The sequence below is a fragment of the Bacteroides sp. OF04-15BH genome, from assembly GCF_003477995.1.
In the GTDB taxonomy this organism is placed as follows: domain Bacteria; phylum Bacteroidota; class Bacteroidia; order Bacteroidales; family Bacteroidaceae; genus Paraprevotella.
In genome coordinates, this window is record NZ_QUEM01000026.1 from 37395 (window position 1) to 55288 (window position 17894).

Sequence of the window (17894 nt, forward strand, 5' to 3'; positions counted from 1 at the left end):
TCACGCAAGAAACGTATTACAGCTGATAAACCAAAAGCCATAGCGCACTCTATTTCTGAGATACGCTATGGCTTTTGGTTTATTGTTTTTGTAACGAGTTTTTATTCCCCGGAAACGAAGAATAAAAAGATCAGCACCACATGAAAAAAACATCGGGATGATTTTAAAAGAACATCCTGATGGCTTTTCAATTTTATCGGGATCATTATCTCAAAGCATAATCCAGAAGTTCTTTTCTTGATAACCTTAATAGAATCAATCACTTAAATAAAACAAGAACAAGATATAGGGAATCCCGATATTTGTCTGCTTTTTTCTTATTGAAGTCTGGTGGCTCAAAGACAAAAGCAATTCAAGACGAGAAACATGTTTTCTCCCCGGATTTCCAAACGTTTAAGGCAAATCCAAACGGAAGACGATGCGGAACTGTCCGTCAGCATACGATGTGCTGGTAATACGGAAAGCTCCCAGTTGGGCGGTATGCGCCACGTGTGCGCCAATACAGGCGCAAACATCATAATTGCCTACGTAAACAAGCCGCACTTCACGCACCTGCTGATCGGGCAAACGCGAAAGCGAAACGCTCTCGGGCAACTGATCCACAGGTGTCATGCGGGCCGTAACCGGCATATCGGCACGAATCACGTCATTGACCATCTGCCCGATCCGCTCAATCTGCTCCGGCGTGGGAGCTTCGGCCAGTTCGTAATTCACCTTACTCTTTTTGCGCTCGATATGGGCATTTGTGGAGCGCGGACAACCGAAAAGCCGCACCATCGTCTGGTTCAGAATATGCTCGGCCGTGTGCATCGGAGCAATGGCTTCATCCTGAAATTTTGAATTTGTTTCCATAAAAAAGATATTAATCATCAAATTCTATATTTAGATTTTCATCAAGGATACAACCTATAAACATTGAATTATTATTCAATCGTTTCATAATATTTCTTCCATAAGAAAAATATTTTCTACACTCATTTGAATTCATCGATTTTGTCCCAGGATAACACAGTGCAACATATAATACGGGGATATCCATGTAATTAGCAATTCTAGATAATATTTTTTTGGCAACTTGGTCTGCTCTAGGTTTATCCAGTTCCATAATTACAACATAAGAAGTTGATACACCAAAAATATCTATTGAATCTTTTAATCTCTCATTCATACGATGTTCATACTCCCAAACTATTTCAGGAATACATGTAGACAGAGCATCCACTAACCTCATCTGGAAATCAAAAATGATAGTTTTTTGCCTTTTTTGATTCTGAGTTATTAATGTTCTTAAAACAGAAGGAATATTATTGGTTATGCATTCTTTAATTTGCTCGGCTACTTCAATTAAATCTAATGAATCCATAATTATTTCATCCATATCTTTTATAAAAACAATAAGAGCAGAAACATATTTTGTTTACTGCTCTTATTTTCTTAATTCTTATTCGAATATCTCATCAATGCCGATAACCTCCTCGGCAACGCTGTCAGTAGGCACAACCATATTCTGGCAAGGATCGAAGCCCTCCGGAATGTCGAACTTCTCATCCTGAGAATAATGCAGGCTCTTGTCGGCATAGACTTTCTTCAGGAACTTGGCACAGATAGGCAAGGCTGAAGAAGCTCCCTGGGCATAGGTCATGCTGCGGAAGTGAATGTCGCGGTCCTCACCGCCTACCCAGCTACCGAACACCAGCGACGGGGTGAATCCGATAAACCAACCGTCGGAGTTGCGGTTGGTGGTTCCGGTCTTACCACCCATCGGGCTCTTGATGTTGTATCTGAAACGCATGCGTCCACCCGTACCGCCGTCCATGACGCCTTGCAGCAGAATCAGCATCTTATAGGCACTCTCTTCACTGATCACCTCGTTCATGCGGGGCTGGAACTGAGCCAGCACATTGCCCTCGTTGTCCTCGATGCGGGTTACCAGCAACGGAGCGGTGCGGATACCCTTATTCGGGAATGCGGTGTAGGCACTGACCATTTCCGAAAGGGAGATATCGCAAGGACCCAGACACAAAGACATGGAAGGATGGATATCGCGGTTCAGAACACCGAATTCATGTATCAGGCGTACCAGAGCCTCCGGACTGAGTTTGCTCATCAGATAAGCGGAAATCCAGTTGTTGGACTGGGCAAGTCCCCACTTCAAGGTCACCATCTCACCATAGCGCGAGCGGCTTCCGTTACGCGGTGTCCACGGTTTGCCGGCAACCATATAAGTCTGCTGCACATTCATCACCTGATCGCAGGGCGACATGCCGTTCTCCATCGCCAATGTATAGAGGAAAGGCTTGATGGTAGAACCCACCTGACGGCGGCCCACACCGGCCATATCATACTGGAAGAAGCGATAATCCAAACCGCCGACATAGGCCTTCACTTCGCCTGTCTTGGGATCCATAGCCATGAATCCGCTGCGCAGGAAGCACTTGTAATAGCGGATAGAGTCCATCGGAGTCATCACGGTGTCCACCTCGCCATGATAGGTAAAGACAGTCATCTCGGTCGGTGTCTCGAAAGACTGGTCGATCTCATCCTGCGAATAGCCGGCCTTCTTCATCATGATGTAGCGCTCGCTCTGCATCTTCGAGCGGTTCATGATCTGTTCCACTTCCGCATTGGTCAGCGCGTCGGTATAAGGACGGCGTGAGCGGCCCTTCTGCTCCTTGTCGAACAACGGTTGCAGATAAAGTCCCACATGCTCGTAGAGCGCTTCCTCGGCATAACGCTGCATGCGCGCATCAATGGTTGTATAAATTTTCAGACCGTCGGTATAAATGTTGTAGTGCGAACCGTCCGGCTTTTTATTCTTGTTGCACCAGCCGTAAAGCGGGTCAGTCTCCCAGGCCAGCGAATCTTCATAATAGAGCTGATCCTGCCAGCCGGCATAATCGTCGCGATTCGGCTTCTCGGCCATCAGCATGCCACGCAGGCGCTCACGCAGATAAGTAGCCACACCCTCCTTATGATCCACACGTTTGAAGTTCAGATCCAGCGGTTTCTCCTTCTCGGCTGCAGCCTCGCTTTCTGTAAGATACTGCGCTTTGAGCATCTGGTCGATCACGACGTTGCGGCGCTCACGGCAGCGTTCCGGATAGCGCACCGGATTGAAGTAAGAAGGATTCTTGCACATACCGATAAGCGTAGCGGCCTCGGTTATGGTCAGATCTTTCGGATCTTTGCCGAAGTAGGTCTTGGTGGCTGTCTTGATACCCACGGCGTTATGCAGGAAATCGAAGTAATTGAGATACATGGTGATGATCTCTTCCTTCGTGTAATAACGCTCCAGCTCTACGGCAATCACCCACTCGATCGGTTTCTGCAAGGCACGTTCCATAGTGCTTTGTGCCGTTTCGGAATAGAGCTGCTTGGCCAACTGCTGCGTGATGGTACTACCTCCACCGGCATTGGTCTGCCCCAGGATACCGCGCTTCACGATGGCGCGCGCCAAAGCCCGGTAGTCAATGCCCGAATGATCATAAAATCGCGCATCCTCCGTGGCGACCAGTGCCTTGATCAACCAGGGAGACAAATCGTCATATCCCACAAAAATTCGGTTCGCCCGGCTGTACGACCACGTACCGATCAGTTTGCCGTCGGACGAGAAAACCTGCGAAGCATACTTGTTTACCGGATTCTCCAGTTCCTGAAAGTTGGGCATGTAACCGATCCAACCCTTAGAAATGGCCCAGAAAGCGCCGGCTACCGATCCGATACCCAGTATCAGAACAATCCACAAGGTAATAATTATCTTTTTTCTCATATATCTTAGATATGTCTGTTAATTCACAAATTAAAAATGGAAAAGGAAATGCAAAGTTACTCAAAATCTTGAAATAAATGGCGCAATATAAAAAAAGTTGAAGAAATGTATGTTGTTACGATATCTTTTCAATCCTTTTTGCTAACTTTGAAACAGATTCATCAATCAAATAAAACTTAATACTTTATTTAAAAATGGAAAATAGAAGTCTTGTAACCATTGCAGAGCACTCTCGGGAGAAAATCATGTATCTGATCGAGATGGCCAAGGAATTTGAGAAGCACACTAACCGTAAGCTGTTGAACGGAAAGGTGATAGCTACTTTGTTTTTCGAGCCTTCAACCCGCACTCGTTTAAGTTTTGAAACCGCAGCAAACCGCCTGGGCGCACGTGTCATCGGCTTTACGGATCCGAAGGCCACAAGCTCTTCAAAAGGTGAAACATTGAAAGATACCATCATGATGGTGAGCAACTATGCCGATGCCATTGTCATGAGACACTATCTGGAAGGTGCAGCACGCTATGCCAGCGAAGTTTCTCCTGTGCCTATCCTGAATGCCGGCGACGGCGCCAACCAGCATCCGTCGCAAACCATGCTTGACCTCTATTCCATTTACAAGACACAAGGCACGCTCGACAACCTGAACATCTATCTGGTGGGCGACCTGAAATACGGCCGTACCGTGCACTCACTGCTGATGGCCATGCGCCACTTTAACCCGACCTTCCACTTCATCGCTCCTGACGAGCTGAAGATGCCGGAAGTGTATAAACTGTATTGCGAGAAGCATGGTATCAAATATGTGGAACATACCGACTTCAACGAAGACACCATCGCCGGAGCAGATATTCTGTATATGACCCGCGTGCAACGCGAGCGCTTCACCGACCTCATGGAGTATGAGCGTGTGAAGGATATGTATCTGCTCAAGCTGAACATGCTGGGCAAGGCCAAGGACAACATGAAGATCCTGCACCCGCTGCCTCGCGTGAACGAAATTGAATACAGCATCGACAACGATCCGCATGCCTACTACTTCGAGCAGGCGCACAACGGACTTTTCGCCCGTCAGGCCCTGATCTGCGATGCGCTGGGCATCACTCTGGACCAAGTAAGAGAAGACAAAACCATTATTGATTAATCCTTTAAAAAAGAATTCTACATGAAACGTCAGGAACTTTTAGTTGCCGCACTCCAGAACGGAACCGTTATCGACCATATCCCCTCTAACAAACTCTTTCAGGTGGTGAATCTGCTGCACCTGGAGAACATGAGCAGCGCCATCACCATCGGCTACAATCTCAAAAGCCAGAAGATGGGAGTAAAGAGCATCATCAAGATTGCCGACAAGTTCTTCACCGACGATGAACTGAACCAGCTTTCTGTAATCTCTCCAAACGTTACGCTGTGCACCATCAAGGATTATGAGGTTGTGGAGAAAAAAGAAGTCAAGACTCCGGATCACCTGACCGGAATCGTGAAGTGCAAAAACCCGAAATGCATCACCAATAACGAACCGATGCAGACGGTGTTCCATGTCATTGACAAGCAGAAGGGCATCATCCAGTGCCATTACTGCAACAATGAGCAGAACATCGACCAGGTAACTCTCATTTCGGATTAAGTCATGAAGCAGGACTGGAAAGCCGGAACGCTGATCTATCCCCTGCCGGCAGTGCTGGTAAGCTGCGGCGACACTCCGGAAAACTATAATCTCATCACCGTGGCATGGACGGGAACCATCTGTACGAACCCGCCCATGTGCTACATCTCCGTGCGTCCGGAAAGACACTCCTATGAACTGATCAAGAAGAACATGGAGTTTGTCATCAACCTGACCACCGAGGAACTGGCCCGCGCGACCGACTGGTGTGGCGTGCGCTCGGGAAGAGACTACCACAAGTTTGAAGAAATGAACCTCACTCCCGGCCCGGCGCGCATGGTGAAGGCCCCGATTGTGGAGGAGGCTCCGCTGAACATCGAATGCAAAGTCAAGGAGATCATGTCTCTGGGCTCGCACGACATGTTCATTGCCGAGGTGGTGAACATCAAGGCGGACGAGAAGTATCTGGACCCGGAAACGGGAAAATGGTCGCTCGAAGCCAGTCACCCTCTCATCTATCTGCACGGAGCCTACTATGGCTTGGGACCGAAAATCGGAAAATTCGGCTGGAGCGTGGAGAAAAACAAATAAATTTTAGCTTATGGAAAAGGATCATGTAATTTTCGACCTCATTGAGAAGGAACACGAAAGACAGTGCAAGGGCATCGAGCTGATTGCCTCTGAAAACTTTGTCAGCGACCAGGTAATGGAAGCGATGGGCAGCTGTCTGACGAACAAATATGCCGAAGGTTATCCCGGAAAGAGATATTACGGCGGTTGCGAAGTGGTGGACCAGGTGGAATCTCTGGCCATTGAACGTGTGTGCAAGCTCTTTGGAGCGGAATATGCCAACGTGCAGCCCCACTCCGGTGCCCAGGCCAATGCGGCCGTATTCCTGGCCTGCCTGAATGCCGGAGACACCTTTATGGGATTGAATCTGGACCACGGAGGCCACTTGTCACACGGTTCGGCCGTGAACACCTCGGGTATCCTGTATCACGCCATCGGTTATAACCTGAACAAGGAAACCGGACGCGTGGACTACGACGAGATGGAGAAATTCGCCCTGGAACACAAGCCGAAACTGATTATCGGCGGTGGTTCGGCTTACAGCCGCGAGTGGGATTATGCCCGCATGCGTGCCATTGCCGATCAGGTGGGCGCTATCTTCATGGTAGACATGGCGCACCCGGCCGGACTGATTGCTGCCGGCGAGCTGGACAATCCGGTGAAATATGCGCATATCGTGACTTCGACCACCCACAAGACCCTGCGCGGACCGCGTGGCGGTATCATCCTCATGGGCAAGGATTTTGAGAATCCGTGGGGACTGAAAACCCCGAAGGGTGAGGTGAAAATGATGAGCCAGCTGATCAACAGCGCCGTATTCCCGGGTATTCAGGGCGGACCGCTGGAGCATGTCATCGCTGCTAAGGCCGTGGCTTTCGGCGAGGCATTGCGACCGGAATTCAAGGCTTGGGCCGCTCAGGTGAAGAAGAATGCCGCCACACTGGCTGCCGAGCTGCAGAAGCGCGGATTCAGCATCGTAAGCGGCGGTACGGACAACCATCTGATGCTGGTAGACCTGCGCTCCAAATATCCGGATCTGACAGGTAAGGTGGCCGAAAAGGTACTGGTTTCTGCCGACATCACCGTAAACAAGAATATGGTGCCGTTTGACAGCCGCAGCGCCTTCCAGACTTCAGGTATCCGTCTGGGTACAGCCGCCATCACAACGCGCGGTGCCAAGGAGGATTTGATGGTGCTGATTGCCGAACTGATTGAGCGAGTGCTCAATGAGCCGGAAAATCAGGACGTGATCCAAGACGTAAAGAATATCGTAAACCGCACCATGAGCGAATATCCGCTCTTCGCCTGGTAATCGGTTACGGAAATAAAAAAGCTCCGGAAACAGCCTTTTAAGGCCCGTTTCCGGAGCTTTTTTTATCCTCAGGTGTCTATCCTACTCCGAGACATTTTCTGCCGTTTAAATTCATTGTGATGTTTTCTTCAAATCATCACAATGAATTTTTCTTTTCATCACAATCAAAAAATCAAAAGCCGCTCACCCAAAAGCGGAATCCTCTCCCAAACAAAAGCCACAAGGGGCGATGCACACCGGCACCGCCCCTTGTGGCTATCTATTTCTTACTGAAATCAGCTAAATCAAAGCACATAGGCATTCATCAGGAAGAACACGGCCAGACCAACAATCCAGCCCAGCAGCACCTTACCGGTCATCATGCGGAAGTACCACCAGATGCTTACGTGCTCGTTCTTCATCAGCGCATAACCGGCAATAGAACCGATTGGCAACAAGCAGCCGCCCACACCTCCACAGAAGGCGATAAGCTGCCAGTAGGCACCGTTCTGCTGGAAAAGCGAAGCATAGGCCGGATCGACACTGGCTGCCACCTGCTCCGGTGAAAGGATGTCATACATGGAAATGCTGCTCAGCACCAGCGCCACATTATCCAAGATACCGGATGCCGCTCCCAGAATACCGCTTACGATATAGATGTTGTGAATATGGCTGTCCAGCCAGAATGCCGCATAACGGAAGGCTCCCGTCTCATAAATGGCTCCTGCGGCCAGTGCCAGACCGATGAAATAAAGGATGGTCTGCAAATTGTCATACTGCAAACTGCGGGGCACCGTACGCCCTCCTATGATGGAAGCATTGACCAGACTGCTGTTGCAGAACTCGTTGACAACCCAGAAAACAGCCAGCACACACAGCGCTCCGACGAAAGGAGGCAACTTGGTGATGTTGTGAAACGTAGGAATGAACCACAATCCACCGATACCGATAAACAGCATCAGAATGCGCTGCCAACGGGAAAGGATAGAATCATCGCCGCGATATACCGTGCGCAGGGAGTCGATATTGATGTGCTCGGGCAGGGTACGCGAAATGAGATACGTAGGGATAATCATGGCGATCAGGGCCGGCAGCATCAGCGACAGCGAGAAATCAGTCGGCGTAACCGCCCCTTTGGTCCACAGCACCAGCGAATTAATGTCTCCAATCACGGTAAAGCAACCGCCGCAATTGGCCGCCAGAACGATTACCGAGCCGTAAATCATGCGGAAACGGGTCTCGATCACAATCTTTCGCATAATGGCCAGCATCATCACCGTGGTTGTCAGATTATCCAGATTGGCCGAAATGATAAAACTGGCTCCGGCCAGATACCAGATCAGCTTGCGGCTGTTCTTCGTGCGGCAACACTCATAGATAAAATCGAAACATCCGTTGGCGTTCAGCACATCCACAATGGCCATCGTAGCCAGCAGAAAGAGCACAATCTGACTGATTTCCGCAATGTGGCGCAGGAAAATGTTATTGGCAATGAAGGTTTTCACCGCAGCGGCGGTAGAGGGCGCTCCGTTCAGAAAGGACAGATATTCCGTGTGATAAAACAAATCCACATACGAGGATCCTTCTACCATATACAGAATCCATCCTACTACTCCGAGAAACATGGCTGTAGCCGCCTTGTTAATGCGTGTGATATGCTCGGTTGCTATGGCTATATAGCCCAACAACAAGATGGTAACAATAATAAAAGTCATAAATCCTTATCTTTAATATGCATTTTTGCTTTTTGTTTCCTACAAAAATACGGATAATAATTAAAATGAAAAAGCCTTCTTTATAATCTTTTGAGACTGGAGTCCTTATTTTTGGCATTCCGGCCGGCCCGGAGGCTTCGTATCTTAATAAATATGCAAAAAGGAGACAAGTCCTGAAGACTGTCTCCTTTCTCTCTTTTGTCGGGGTACCAGGATTCGAACCTGGGACCCCCTGCTCCCAAAGCAGGTGCGCTAACCGGACTGCGCTACACCCCGAATGAAATTTTTGCTTTATATTTGGCTTCAGTCTTTTTTGATGTCGGGGTACCAGGATTCGAACCTGGGACCCCCTGCTCCCAAAGCAGGGGCGCTAACCGGACTGCGCTACACCCCGAGAAAAGTCGTTGCTCATTATTCTGATTCCTGATTCTGTGTCGGGGTCCCAGGATTCGAACCTGGGACCCCCTGCGCCCAAAGCAGGTGCGCTAACCGGACTGCGCTACACCCCGAGAAAAGTCGTTGCTCATTATTCTGATTCCTGATTCTGTGTCGGGGTCCCAGGATTCGAACCTGGGACCCCCTGCGCCCAAAGCAGGTGCGCTAACCGGACTGCGCTACACCCCGAGAAAAGTCGTTGCTCATTATTCTGATTCCTGATTCTGTGTCGGGGTCCCAGGATTCGAACCTGGGACCCCCTGCTCCCAAAGCAGGTGCGCTAACCGGACTGCGCTACACCCCGTACTTTTTCAAAAGCGATGCAAAGGTATGGCTTTTATTTGAAACATCCAAATATTTCGGCAACTTTTTTCAATTTTCGTATTCTTTTTTTCGTTTCGGATTCATCGGAAACCATCCTTTCTGTACCCGTTTGAACTGCTCAAATACCTCTAATATAGACCAAAAGGAGGAAAAAGACACTACGCCCAGCAAGATGGACACATATTCATCTTCTGCATACAGAGAAAAGCCTAGTGTAATGATTCCCAAAAGCAGAAACAGCACCCAACTTTTTTTCCCGATATAATATTCCGCCTTGATGACCAGAGGATGAAAAAGGCCGATCACCAAAAAAGTCACCAAACCAAAGATAATTCCTGTATAATTCATTTCTGTTACTTTTTAATCTTTATTACCGGCGCAAAGATATAAAATTATCCTTTCCACACCGTAAGCCGGCGACGGATTTTCTTGCGATAGAGCAACGTCTGCACCATGCCGCGCGAAAAAAGATATACCAGAAAGGCCAGCCAGAGGGTGTTATTCCGGTCTGCCAACGGAGCGGCCAGGAGAATCAGAAAGAACAGACATCCGGCCACGAACATCGACAAAAGCATCTGCCGGGTGGCCGTCAGTCCGATAAAGATACCGTCCCACAGGAAAGCGGCCACCGACACAAACGGAATCAGAATCACCCACCACAAATAATGTGCGGCCGTGTCGATCACATCCGGATTGTCGGTAAGCCAGGTCAGCGCCAACCGTCCGCCTGCGGCATAAAGCAGCGTAAACACGAGCGCAATGCTCCCACCCCAACGGAACAGCCGTATGAATACCGCCCTCAGCTGGTCCATCTGCCGCGCGCCGTAGTATTTTCCGGTGAGCGACTCGCCGGCATAGGCAAAACCGTCCATAAAATAAGAATAAAAGGTAAAGAACTGCATCAGGAACACATTGGCCGAGAGTACCACCTCGCCCTGTTCCGTACCCACGGACGTAAAATACAGGGTGACGCACACCAGGCACAGCGTACGCAGAAAAATATCTTTGTTCACATCAAACAGGCGCAACAATGCACGCACATCGAGCAGACGGCGCCACTCGAAAAAGCGCGCATCACGATGGCGGCGCAACCAGTAGGCCAGAAAAACAGCCGAAAGGGCCACACTGCCCCACTGCGCTATCAGAGTGCCCAAAGCCACTCCCCGCACGCTCCAATGAAGCACAAACACAAAAACGGCACTGCATACAATGTTCACCACATTCTGAAAGATGGAAACATAAAGAGGAAAGCGCGCTTCCTGCACCGCTATGAACCACCCGAAGAAGCAGTACTGCATCAGCATGGCCGGCGCACCCCAGATGCAAATATGAAAGTATTGGTTCACATAAAGGGCCACATCCGGACCGGTCTCCATCACACGGAAAGCAAAATCCAGAACCTGCTCCTGCAACAGCAGTTGCAAAAGACTGATGGCTACCGCCAGGGCGAGCGAACGCAACAAGGTGGCCGTCACCTCATCCTGCTGCCCGGCCCCGTAATGCTGGGCCGTGATACCCGTGGTGCCCATGCGCAAAAAACCAAACACCCAATACAACATGTTGAACACTGTGCCGCCCACCGCTATGGCCGCAATATAGGTAGACGCTCCCAAGTGGCCGACAATCGTCAGATCGACCAAAGACAACAGAGGAACGGTTATATTCGACAGGATGGACGGCAGAGCGATATTCAAAATTTCATTTTTCTTAATCCAGTTCATCATATACCTCTTATATAAAGAATATTTCATGCATCATAAAAACGCTGCAAAGGTAGCCCTTTTCTGCCTTTGCAACAAATAGTCCGGCACAGAGTAGCGCATTCCTCTCATTCCGTTAAAGAATATAGTCAGAAAAAAAGGTGTCTGTTTGGCTAAATGCGCAAAATGAACTAACTTTGCATGCATTGAAGAAATACAAAACTTATAGAAATATGTTTAGAACGAATACATGTGGCGAATTGCGCCTTTCAGATGCCGGCAAACAGGTGACTCTGGCCGGATGGGTGCAGCGCACACGAAAGATGGGCGGCATGACCTTTGTCGATTTGAGAGACCGTTACGGAATCACTCAGCTGGTGTTCAACGAAGAGATTAACGCCGACCTGTGCGAAAAGGCCAACAAACTGGGCCGCGAGTTTGTCATTCAGGTAATCGGTACCGTTAGCGAGCGCGAAAGCAAGAACAAGAACTTGCCTACCGGCGAGATCGAAATCATTGCCTCTGAACTGAATGTACTCAACACTTCGCTCACTCCTCCTTTCACTATTGAAGACAACACCGACGGTGGCGACGATATCCGCATGAAGTATCGTTATCTGGATCTGCGTCGTGCCACCGTACGACAGAATATCGAGTTGCGTCACCGCATGACTATGGAAGTACGCCGTTATCTGGACAGCAAGGGATTCCTCGAAATCGAGACTCCTATGCTCATCGGTTCTACTCCGGAAGGTGCGCGCGACTTCGTAGTGCCTTCTCGCATGAACCCGGGACAGTTCTACGCGCTGCCTCAGAGCCCTCAGACTCTGAAACAGTTGCTGATGGTAGCCGGTATGGACCGCTATTTCCAGATCGTGAAGTGTTTCCGCGACGAGGACCTGCGTGCTGACCGTCAGCCTGAGTTTACCCAGATTGACTGCGAAATGAGTTTCGTGGATCAGGAGGATGTCATCAGCACCTTCGAAGGTATGGCCAAGCATCTGTTCAAGGAACTGAGAGGTGTAGAGCTTACCGAAGCGTTCCCACGCATGCCGTGGAGCGAAGCCATGCGTCTGTACGGAAGCGACAAGCCGGATACCCGTTTCGGCATGCAGTTCGTAGAGCTGATGGACGTTCTTAAGGATACCGGAGAGTTCAGCGTATTCAACGACGCAGCTTACATCGGCGGTATCTGTGCCGAAGGTTGCGCTTCATACACCCGCAAGCAGCTGGATCAGCTGACAGACTTCGTAAAACGCAGCCAGATCGGTGCTAAAGGTTTGGTATATGCCCGCGTGCAGGAAGACGGCAGCGTAAAGAGCAGCGTAGACAAGTTCTACTCCCAGGAAGTACTTCAGAACCTGAAAGAGGCCATGCAGGCTAAGCCGGGTGACCTGATTCTGATTATGAGTGGCGACGATGCCATGAAGACCCGCAAGCAGTTGTGCGAATTGCGTCTGGAGATGGGTAACCGTCTGGGCCTGCGCGACAAGAACAAGTTCTCTTTGCTGTGGGTGGTAGACTTCCCGATGTTCGAATGGAGCGAGGAAGAAGGCCGTCTCATGGCAATGCACCATCCGTTTACTCATCCGAAGGACGAGGATATTCCTTTGCTCGATACTCATCCGGAGCAGGTTCGTGCCGATGCCTACGACATGGTATGTAATGGTGTGGAAGTCGGTGGCGGTTCTATCCGTATCTTCGACCCGGAATTGCAGGACAAGATGTTCCAGATTCTTGGCTTTACCAAAGAAAAGGCTCAGGAGCAGTTTGGCTTCCTGATGAATGCCTTCAAGTACGGTGCACCTCCTCACGGAGGATTGGCTTACGGTTTGGACCGCTGGGTAAGTCTGTTCGCCGGATTGGATACCATCCGTGACTGTATCGCTTTCCCAAAGAACAACAGTGGCCGCGACGTCATGCTCGACGCTCCTTCATGCATCGACCAGAAGCAGCTCGACGAACTGAATCTTCAGATTGCAAAGATCGAAGAGTAAAGTCAGCTAAAATCAGGTGGGGGCAAAAAGAGCAAAACAGCCTTTCATGCTACTCTGAGACTTTAATTTTTCCGTCCCATCGGGCAAGAAGAATTTATTTTTGCAAGTCTCAGAAGGCATTTTCAAAGCCAACTACCTGAATTAGAGGAGTATTCGATATATTTTTCTATTTTCTTTTCCTGAGCAAATAGAAAGAGTATCTTAAAATAAACCAAAAAGTGCAGTTTATCTCTAATGATAAGACTGCACTTTTTTTATACTCAAATTTGGCAGGGATTTCAGCAGAACAAAACAAATCATAAGAAAATTTCTATAAAACACACTTATTTTAAAGTAAAATACATTTAATATAAATATATTTTGTATATTTGAGGTGCTATTACAACAACCTGAATTATTAACCCAAAAACACAGATATATGAAAAAATCAATTACTTCATTATTTTTAATGTTCGCCTGCGTATTCGGCGCACAAGCACAAGCAAACAGTTATCCATTCGATGAGGCCGACCTTGACGCAAACGGTTGGCTATGGTTTGACACACCAGAAAAGATAGAAAAATATGTAGGCGTTTCAGAAGACGGCAAAATGGACCCTAACGGAAAAATCTTTCAAATGGTCAGCACAGAATCGGCTTCTGATGTAAAACCTCCATTCAACAAGACTTTTGCCAGCGATACCATTTCCGGTTTTGGAGATCCGCACAATCAGGGAAGCGACATCAGAAAAGGAGCCATCGTGCTGCACAAGGCCACCCAAAGCGGAAAATACAACGACGGTGGTGCTGTACTCATCAACCTTCCATCCTGCAAGACCATGAGCATGGTTCTCTCCTGCCAGAGTTCTGCCCACCTATATCTGTCCGGAACAAACGATGCAGCTGCCGACACAAGCGCGTATTCCATTGTTTACCAACCGTCTGCCGCCATCTTCCCTCCGGGATTTTTCAATGCCTTGTTTGTTTGCAACATTCATTTGTGGGAGGGTTTGCAGACCTTTAATAATGAAGGCGCAACAGATTTTACCTTGGCTTCTGCAGGTCCGGTTTATGCCATGTTACAGGTTGCCGGCCTGACACCAGTATACCTTCACGGTGTAAGAATCACTACCGAGGAAACAACCAGTATCGAGAATGTAACTGCTGAAGATATCTGCTTCGACGGCCAAAAGATTTCTTTGGACCAGACAACAAACATCAAGGTTTACAATTCCAATGGAATGCTGGTAGCTTCTGCTGTAAGCAACAGCATGGACATATCAAACTTGGCCAAAGGTATTTATCTGGTAAAAGCAGGAAACAAAACTCAAAAGATTGCCATCCGATAAGCCGGACACACTTGAAAAGTGATTGAGACACCCTTTTCTATTGGATTTCCAAAAAGAAATTACAGTAATAAGCTAATCATCACGCTGCAAAGTTGCGCAACACAACTGCAGCAGATTACGAAAATAGTCGTATCCAACTCCGTCCAGAGTCATGATACGACTATTTTTTATTTTTAAGGAAGCATACGCCCTCTGATACACAATTAATTACCTCCAGCAAGCCAAACGGTAAAGCCCGAAATCCCTTTGACGCAAAGTACGCACCAAAGGATGCGAAGCGCAACAGTCCGGCGCAAAGAATTGCTCCCAAAGAGCTATAGTCAGCAGGAAAACATCCTGCTCCAGCTTCCGACGGTTCAGCTCCATCAGACGCAGGGCATTGATACGGATTTCTGTAAGCATCACCCGGGCAAAATCTTCATCAAAAGGCAAGCCCAACTGCTTATGGTCATCCAGCAAACGCGCGGTCACCCAAAAACAGTCCACAATCTTTGCACTACAGCGACTCTTTGCCGTGATACCGTTCGGATTTAACCGGTAGCGATAAACCAAAGTATCGGTTGTTGCCCCGACTTTACACATCGGAAAGAGCAGCAACGACATAATGCTGTCTTCAAACCAATAGCCTTCCGGAAAGCTGATCCGCTCAAAAAGTTCTGCCCGGAAAAGCTTACCCCAGGGATAACCATAGAATTGACGTACAGCATCCTTTCCGACACACTTCTCATGCCTGAAAGTCTGTTGATTTGCCGATGCGCCGAAAGTAACATATCCTCCTTCTGTAATATCTGCATGAGTCTCGTCCGCCCGACGCACAAGACTATCCAGATCCAGCAATTCATCATCAGCATCCAGAAACAGGACGTAGCGGGCACGGATAGATTGCAGTCCCCGATTGCGTGCACCGGAGAAGCCCCGGTTTTCCTGATTCATGATCTGTATGCGGGAATCCCCTGCATACTGTTGCAGAATCTCCCCGGTGCGGTCTGTGGAGCCGTCGTTCACCACGACAATCCATATACGAAAAGCTGTATCCAGTCTTAAAACCGAATCCAGACATCCGGCGATAAAAGTTTCTGCATTATAGGCAGGAATAATAATCTGCACATCATAAGGAGGAGCCATCTCCACCTGATTCTGTCGCAAAGCCGAGTATCCCGGATCAGGTGAGCAGGCCGACAAATCACTATATGCCTGTGCCACCACCTGCGGATTGTAGGGCAAAACAGAACGGAAAAAGCCGGATACACAACGAAAGACCGTATCCTGCGCCAGCAGTTTGCGTACCACTCGGGTGCACAGCATCTTGATCATACACAAATATTATTTAGAAAAACCAATAAAACGATATTCTAAGAAATTATCCGCAACAGAAAGAAACAAAAAATCCTGCAAAGCATACACTTTGCAGGATTCTGTTTCCGTTTCTGCGGAAAGGGAGGGTTTTGAACCTATAACTCTAACCGCTTATATTTCAGCTACTTTGCTTTCAAAATTTCAAATAGGTAACGAAACAGTAACGATTTTCAACCGTTAAGCCTGTCCAACTTTGACCGCTGTTTGTCTGCCTAACTTTCGGGTTCAAAGATACGGCTTTCTTTTGAAACTCGCAAATATCTGATAATAAATATTTTTGGGTTAGTGCAAGGTGCAAGCTATATATATAAATATATACTTGCACCTTGCACTAAAAAAAAGCACTGGGGTACAAATGGTTAAAACAAAATCCGTATCTTCGTAACCGATTAAAAACAAACGTGTATGATAATAACTAACCGTGAAGAAGTAATAGATAAAGCGTTCGGAGTATTTGTCAGGATGAACTACGAGAAAGCAAGCATCATCACGCTTGCCAAAGCCTGCGGAGTGACAAAAACGGGCATCGTTTATTATTTTCCGCACAAGCTGGATTTATTCATGGCTGTGGCAGACAAATACGTGCTAAAAATGCACGAACCGGGAAACAAGTTTGCCGCTCCTGCCGATACGTTGGAGAAGTTCATCGGGCAATACGTGGCGGGGGTAGCCGCTTCCATGAAAAGGATTGTTGAACTGATTGACGATAATAGCAGCCCGCATGATTGTAGCCCTAACTTCTACTACTTTCATTTCCTGTCACAAGTGCGTATGTACTATCCGGGCATCAGGCAGAAAATTGAGAAAATCTACCGACAAGACTATGACCTATGGGAGAAAGTCATACAAAAAGCAAAAAACAGCGGGGAAATCAGAAACGACACGGACGTGAAGAAAACGGCTACCATGTTCCGGCAAATGTTTTTAGGACTGTCATACGAACAAGCATTTCTGAACGGTCTGAACGTGGACGAACTGGCAGAAAACTTTCGCTATATCTATTCGCTGCTTAAAGCCTGATACAGTTTTGTTTTTTTAACCTCTATTATTTTTGAACGTATGTTCAAAATATGGCGTTTTTGTTTTATCTTTGGAGCATGAAGCAAAATTCAGCGACATGGATAAGGTTCAGAAACAAAGAGGAAGCATCGTGCTGCACAAAGAAACAAGGGACGGTGCAGACTACATACGGATAGAATATGCGAGCAGTCAGGCTGTCGCCCAACTGCTCGCCCAAGACACAGGCATGGAAATGACTGGCAACGGCTCTGCATACATAGCGTCAGCCGCTTTCAGCCTGCCGGATTTCTACGACCGCTATTCACCCCATGCCTATATTGATTACAGCCGGGTTTACGTGCGGCATCCCAAACCTAAAAGGGAATACACACTGCCGAAAGGCTACCTCGAACTGCTGGAACAGAAGCGTTACAGCCCCTCGACCGTCAAAACATACCGTGCCTATTTCAGCGACTTCATGGAATATCACAAGGGACGGAACATCGACCGCCTGAAAGTGCCGGACATCAACAAGTACATACTCTATCTTGTGAACGAGAAGAAAATCTCGGTGTCGCAACAGAATATGCGCATCAATGCTATCAAGTTCTATTATGAGCAGGTGAAAGGCGGCAAGCGACAATACTACGGCGGTATCACCCGTGCCAAAGAGTACAAGAGCCTGCCCGAAGTGTTGAGCAAGAATGAAATTAAGCGCATCCTTGCACAAATTTCCAACATCAAGCATCACTGCATGATTTCGTTGGTTTACTCTGCCGGACTTAGAAGAAGCGAATTGCTTAACCT

15 protein-coding genes and 5 tRNA genes are annotated in these 17894 nt (G+C 48.1%); 8 read left to right on the plus strand and 12 right to left on the minus strand.

Annotated features, from left to right (window positions below):
- Positions 1-393 precede the first annotated feature (393 nt).
- From DXA74_RS11655 to DXA74_RS11665, 3 genes are all read right to left on the minus strand, one after another.
- On the minus strand, positions 394-852 hold the full coding sequence (locus DXA74_RS11655; RefSeq protein ID WP_118527819.1) for a hypothetical protein: 459 nt from the start codon (positions 850-852) through the stop codon (positions 394-396).
- 10 nt (positions 853-862) lie between these two features.
- On the minus strand, positions 863-1378 hold the full coding sequence (locus DXA74_RS11660; RefSeq protein ID WP_118527795.1) for a hypothetical protein: 516 nt from the start codon (positions 1376-1378) through the stop codon (positions 863-865).
- 63 nt (positions 1379-1441) lie between these two features.
- Positions 1442-3769, minus strand: a complete 2328-nt coding sequence (locus DXA74_RS11665; RefSeq protein WP_118527797.1) for a transglycosylase domain-containing protein — start codon at positions 3767-3769, stop codon at positions 1442-1444.
- A 194-nt stretch (positions 3770-3963) separates the two neighbouring features.
- Here DXA74_RS11665 and pyrB point away from each other — a divergent pair, with 194 nt between their 5' ends.
- From pyrB to glyA, 4 genes are read left to right on the plus strand one after another with little or no spacing between them, the layout of a single operon-like run.
- Positions 3964-4911: an aspartate carbamoyltransferase gene (gene pyrB, locus DXA74_RS11670; protein WP_118527799.1), complete on the plus strand. Its 948-nt coding sequence runs from the start codon at positions 3964-3966 to the stop codon at positions 4909-4911.
- 21 nt (positions 4912-4932) lie between these two features.
- Positions 4933-5394 (plus strand): aspartate carbamoyltransferase regulatory subunit, encoded by a 462-nt coding sequence (gene pyrI / locus DXA74_RS11675; protein ID WP_118527801.1) that lies wholly within the window; start codon positions 4933-4935, stop codon positions 5392-5394.
- Between the two features lie 3 nt (positions 5395-5397).
- Complete coding sequence (locus DXA74_RS11680; RefSeq protein WP_118527803.1) at positions 5398-5964, plus strand: flavin reductase family protein; 567 nt, start codon at positions 5398-5400, stop codon at positions 5962-5964.
- Positions 5965-5974: 10 nt separating this feature from the next.
- Positions 5975-7255: a serine hydroxymethyltransferase gene (gene glyA, locus DXA74_RS11685; protein WP_118527805.1), complete on the plus strand. Its 1281-nt coding sequence runs from the start codon at positions 5975-5977 to the stop codon at positions 7253-7255.
- A 284-nt stretch (positions 7256-7539) separates the two neighbouring features.
- On the opposite strand, the gene nhaD is transcribed toward glyA, so the two are convergent.
- The 8 genes from nhaD to DXA74_RS11725 all read right to left on the minus strand — a co-directional run bounded on the left by nhaD (position 7540) and on the right by DXA74_RS11725 (position 11432).
- Positions 7540-8949, minus strand: coding sequence for a sodium:proton antiporter NhaD (nhaD, locus tag DXA74_RS11690; protein ID WP_118527807.1), 1410 nt, complete (start codon positions 8947-8949; stop codon positions 7540-7542).
- Between the two features lie 201 nt (positions 8950-9150).
- Positions 9151-9225: transfer RNA gene (locus DXA74_RS11695), tRNA-Pro, on the minus strand.
- Positions 9226-9268: 43 nt separating this feature from the next.
- Positions 9269-9343 (minus strand) — tRNA-Pro (locus tag DXA74_RS11700).
- A 40-nt stretch (positions 9344-9383) separates the two neighbouring features.
- A tRNA-Pro gene (locus tag DXA74_RS11705) sits at positions 9384-9458 on the minus strand.
- 40 nt (positions 9459-9498) lie between these two features.
- Positions 9499-9573 (minus strand) — tRNA-Pro (locus tag DXA74_RS11710).
- A 40-nt stretch (positions 9574-9613) separates the two neighbouring features.
- Positions 9614-9688: transfer RNA gene (locus tag DXA74_RS11715), tRNA-Pro, on the minus strand.
- 68 nt (positions 9689-9756) lie between these two features.
- Positions 9757-10056, minus strand: a complete 300-nt coding sequence (locus DXA74_RS11720) for a DUF4491 family protein (RefSeq protein ID WP_118527809.1) — start codon at positions 10054-10056, stop codon at positions 9757-9759.
- A gap of 44 nt (positions 10057-10100) precedes the next feature.
- Entirely contained in the window at positions 10101-11432 is a 1332-nt protein-coding gene (locus tag DXA74_RS11725; protein ID WP_118527821.1) for an MATE family efflux transporter, read from the minus strand.
- Between the two features lie 209 nt (positions 11433-11641).
- Between DXA74_RS11725 and aspS the strand changes: the two genes are divergently transcribed.
- Both aspS and DXA74_RS11735 read left to right on the plus strand, forming a co-directional pair.
- Positions 11642-13405, plus strand: coding sequence for an aspartate--tRNA ligase (gene aspS, locus DXA74_RS11730; RefSeq protein WP_118527811.1), 1764 nt, complete (start codon positions 11642-11644; stop codon positions 13403-13405).
- Positions 13406-13823: 418 nt separating this feature from the next.
- The gene (locus DXA74_RS11735) at positions 13824-14732 is read left to right on the plus strand and encodes a T9SS type A sorting domain-containing protein (protein WP_118527813.1); all 909 of its coding nucleotides are present in this window, start codon (positions 13824-13826) and stop codon (positions 14730-14732) included.
- 207 nt (positions 14733-14939) lie between these two features.
- On the opposite strand, the gene DXA74_RS11740 is transcribed toward DXA74_RS11735, so the two are convergent.
- On the minus strand, positions 14940-16046 hold the full coding sequence (locus DXA74_RS11740) for a glycosyltransferase family A protein (RefSeq protein ID WP_118527815.1): 1107 nt from the start codon (positions 16044-16046) through the stop codon (positions 14940-14942).
- A gap of 447 nt (positions 16047-16493) precedes the next feature.
- On the opposite strand from DXA74_RS11740, the gene DXA74_RS11750 reads away from it, so the two are divergent.
- Complete coding sequence (locus DXA74_RS11750) at positions 16494-17108, plus strand: TetR/AcrR family transcriptional regulator (protein ID WP_065537820.1); 615 nt, start codon at positions 16494-16496, stop codon at positions 17106-17108.
- A gap of 97 nt (positions 17109-17205) precedes the next feature.
- A partial coding sequence (locus DXA74_RS11755; protein ID WP_158576062.1) for a site-specific integrase occupies positions 17206-17894 on the plus strand: 689 nt, incomplete at its 3' end.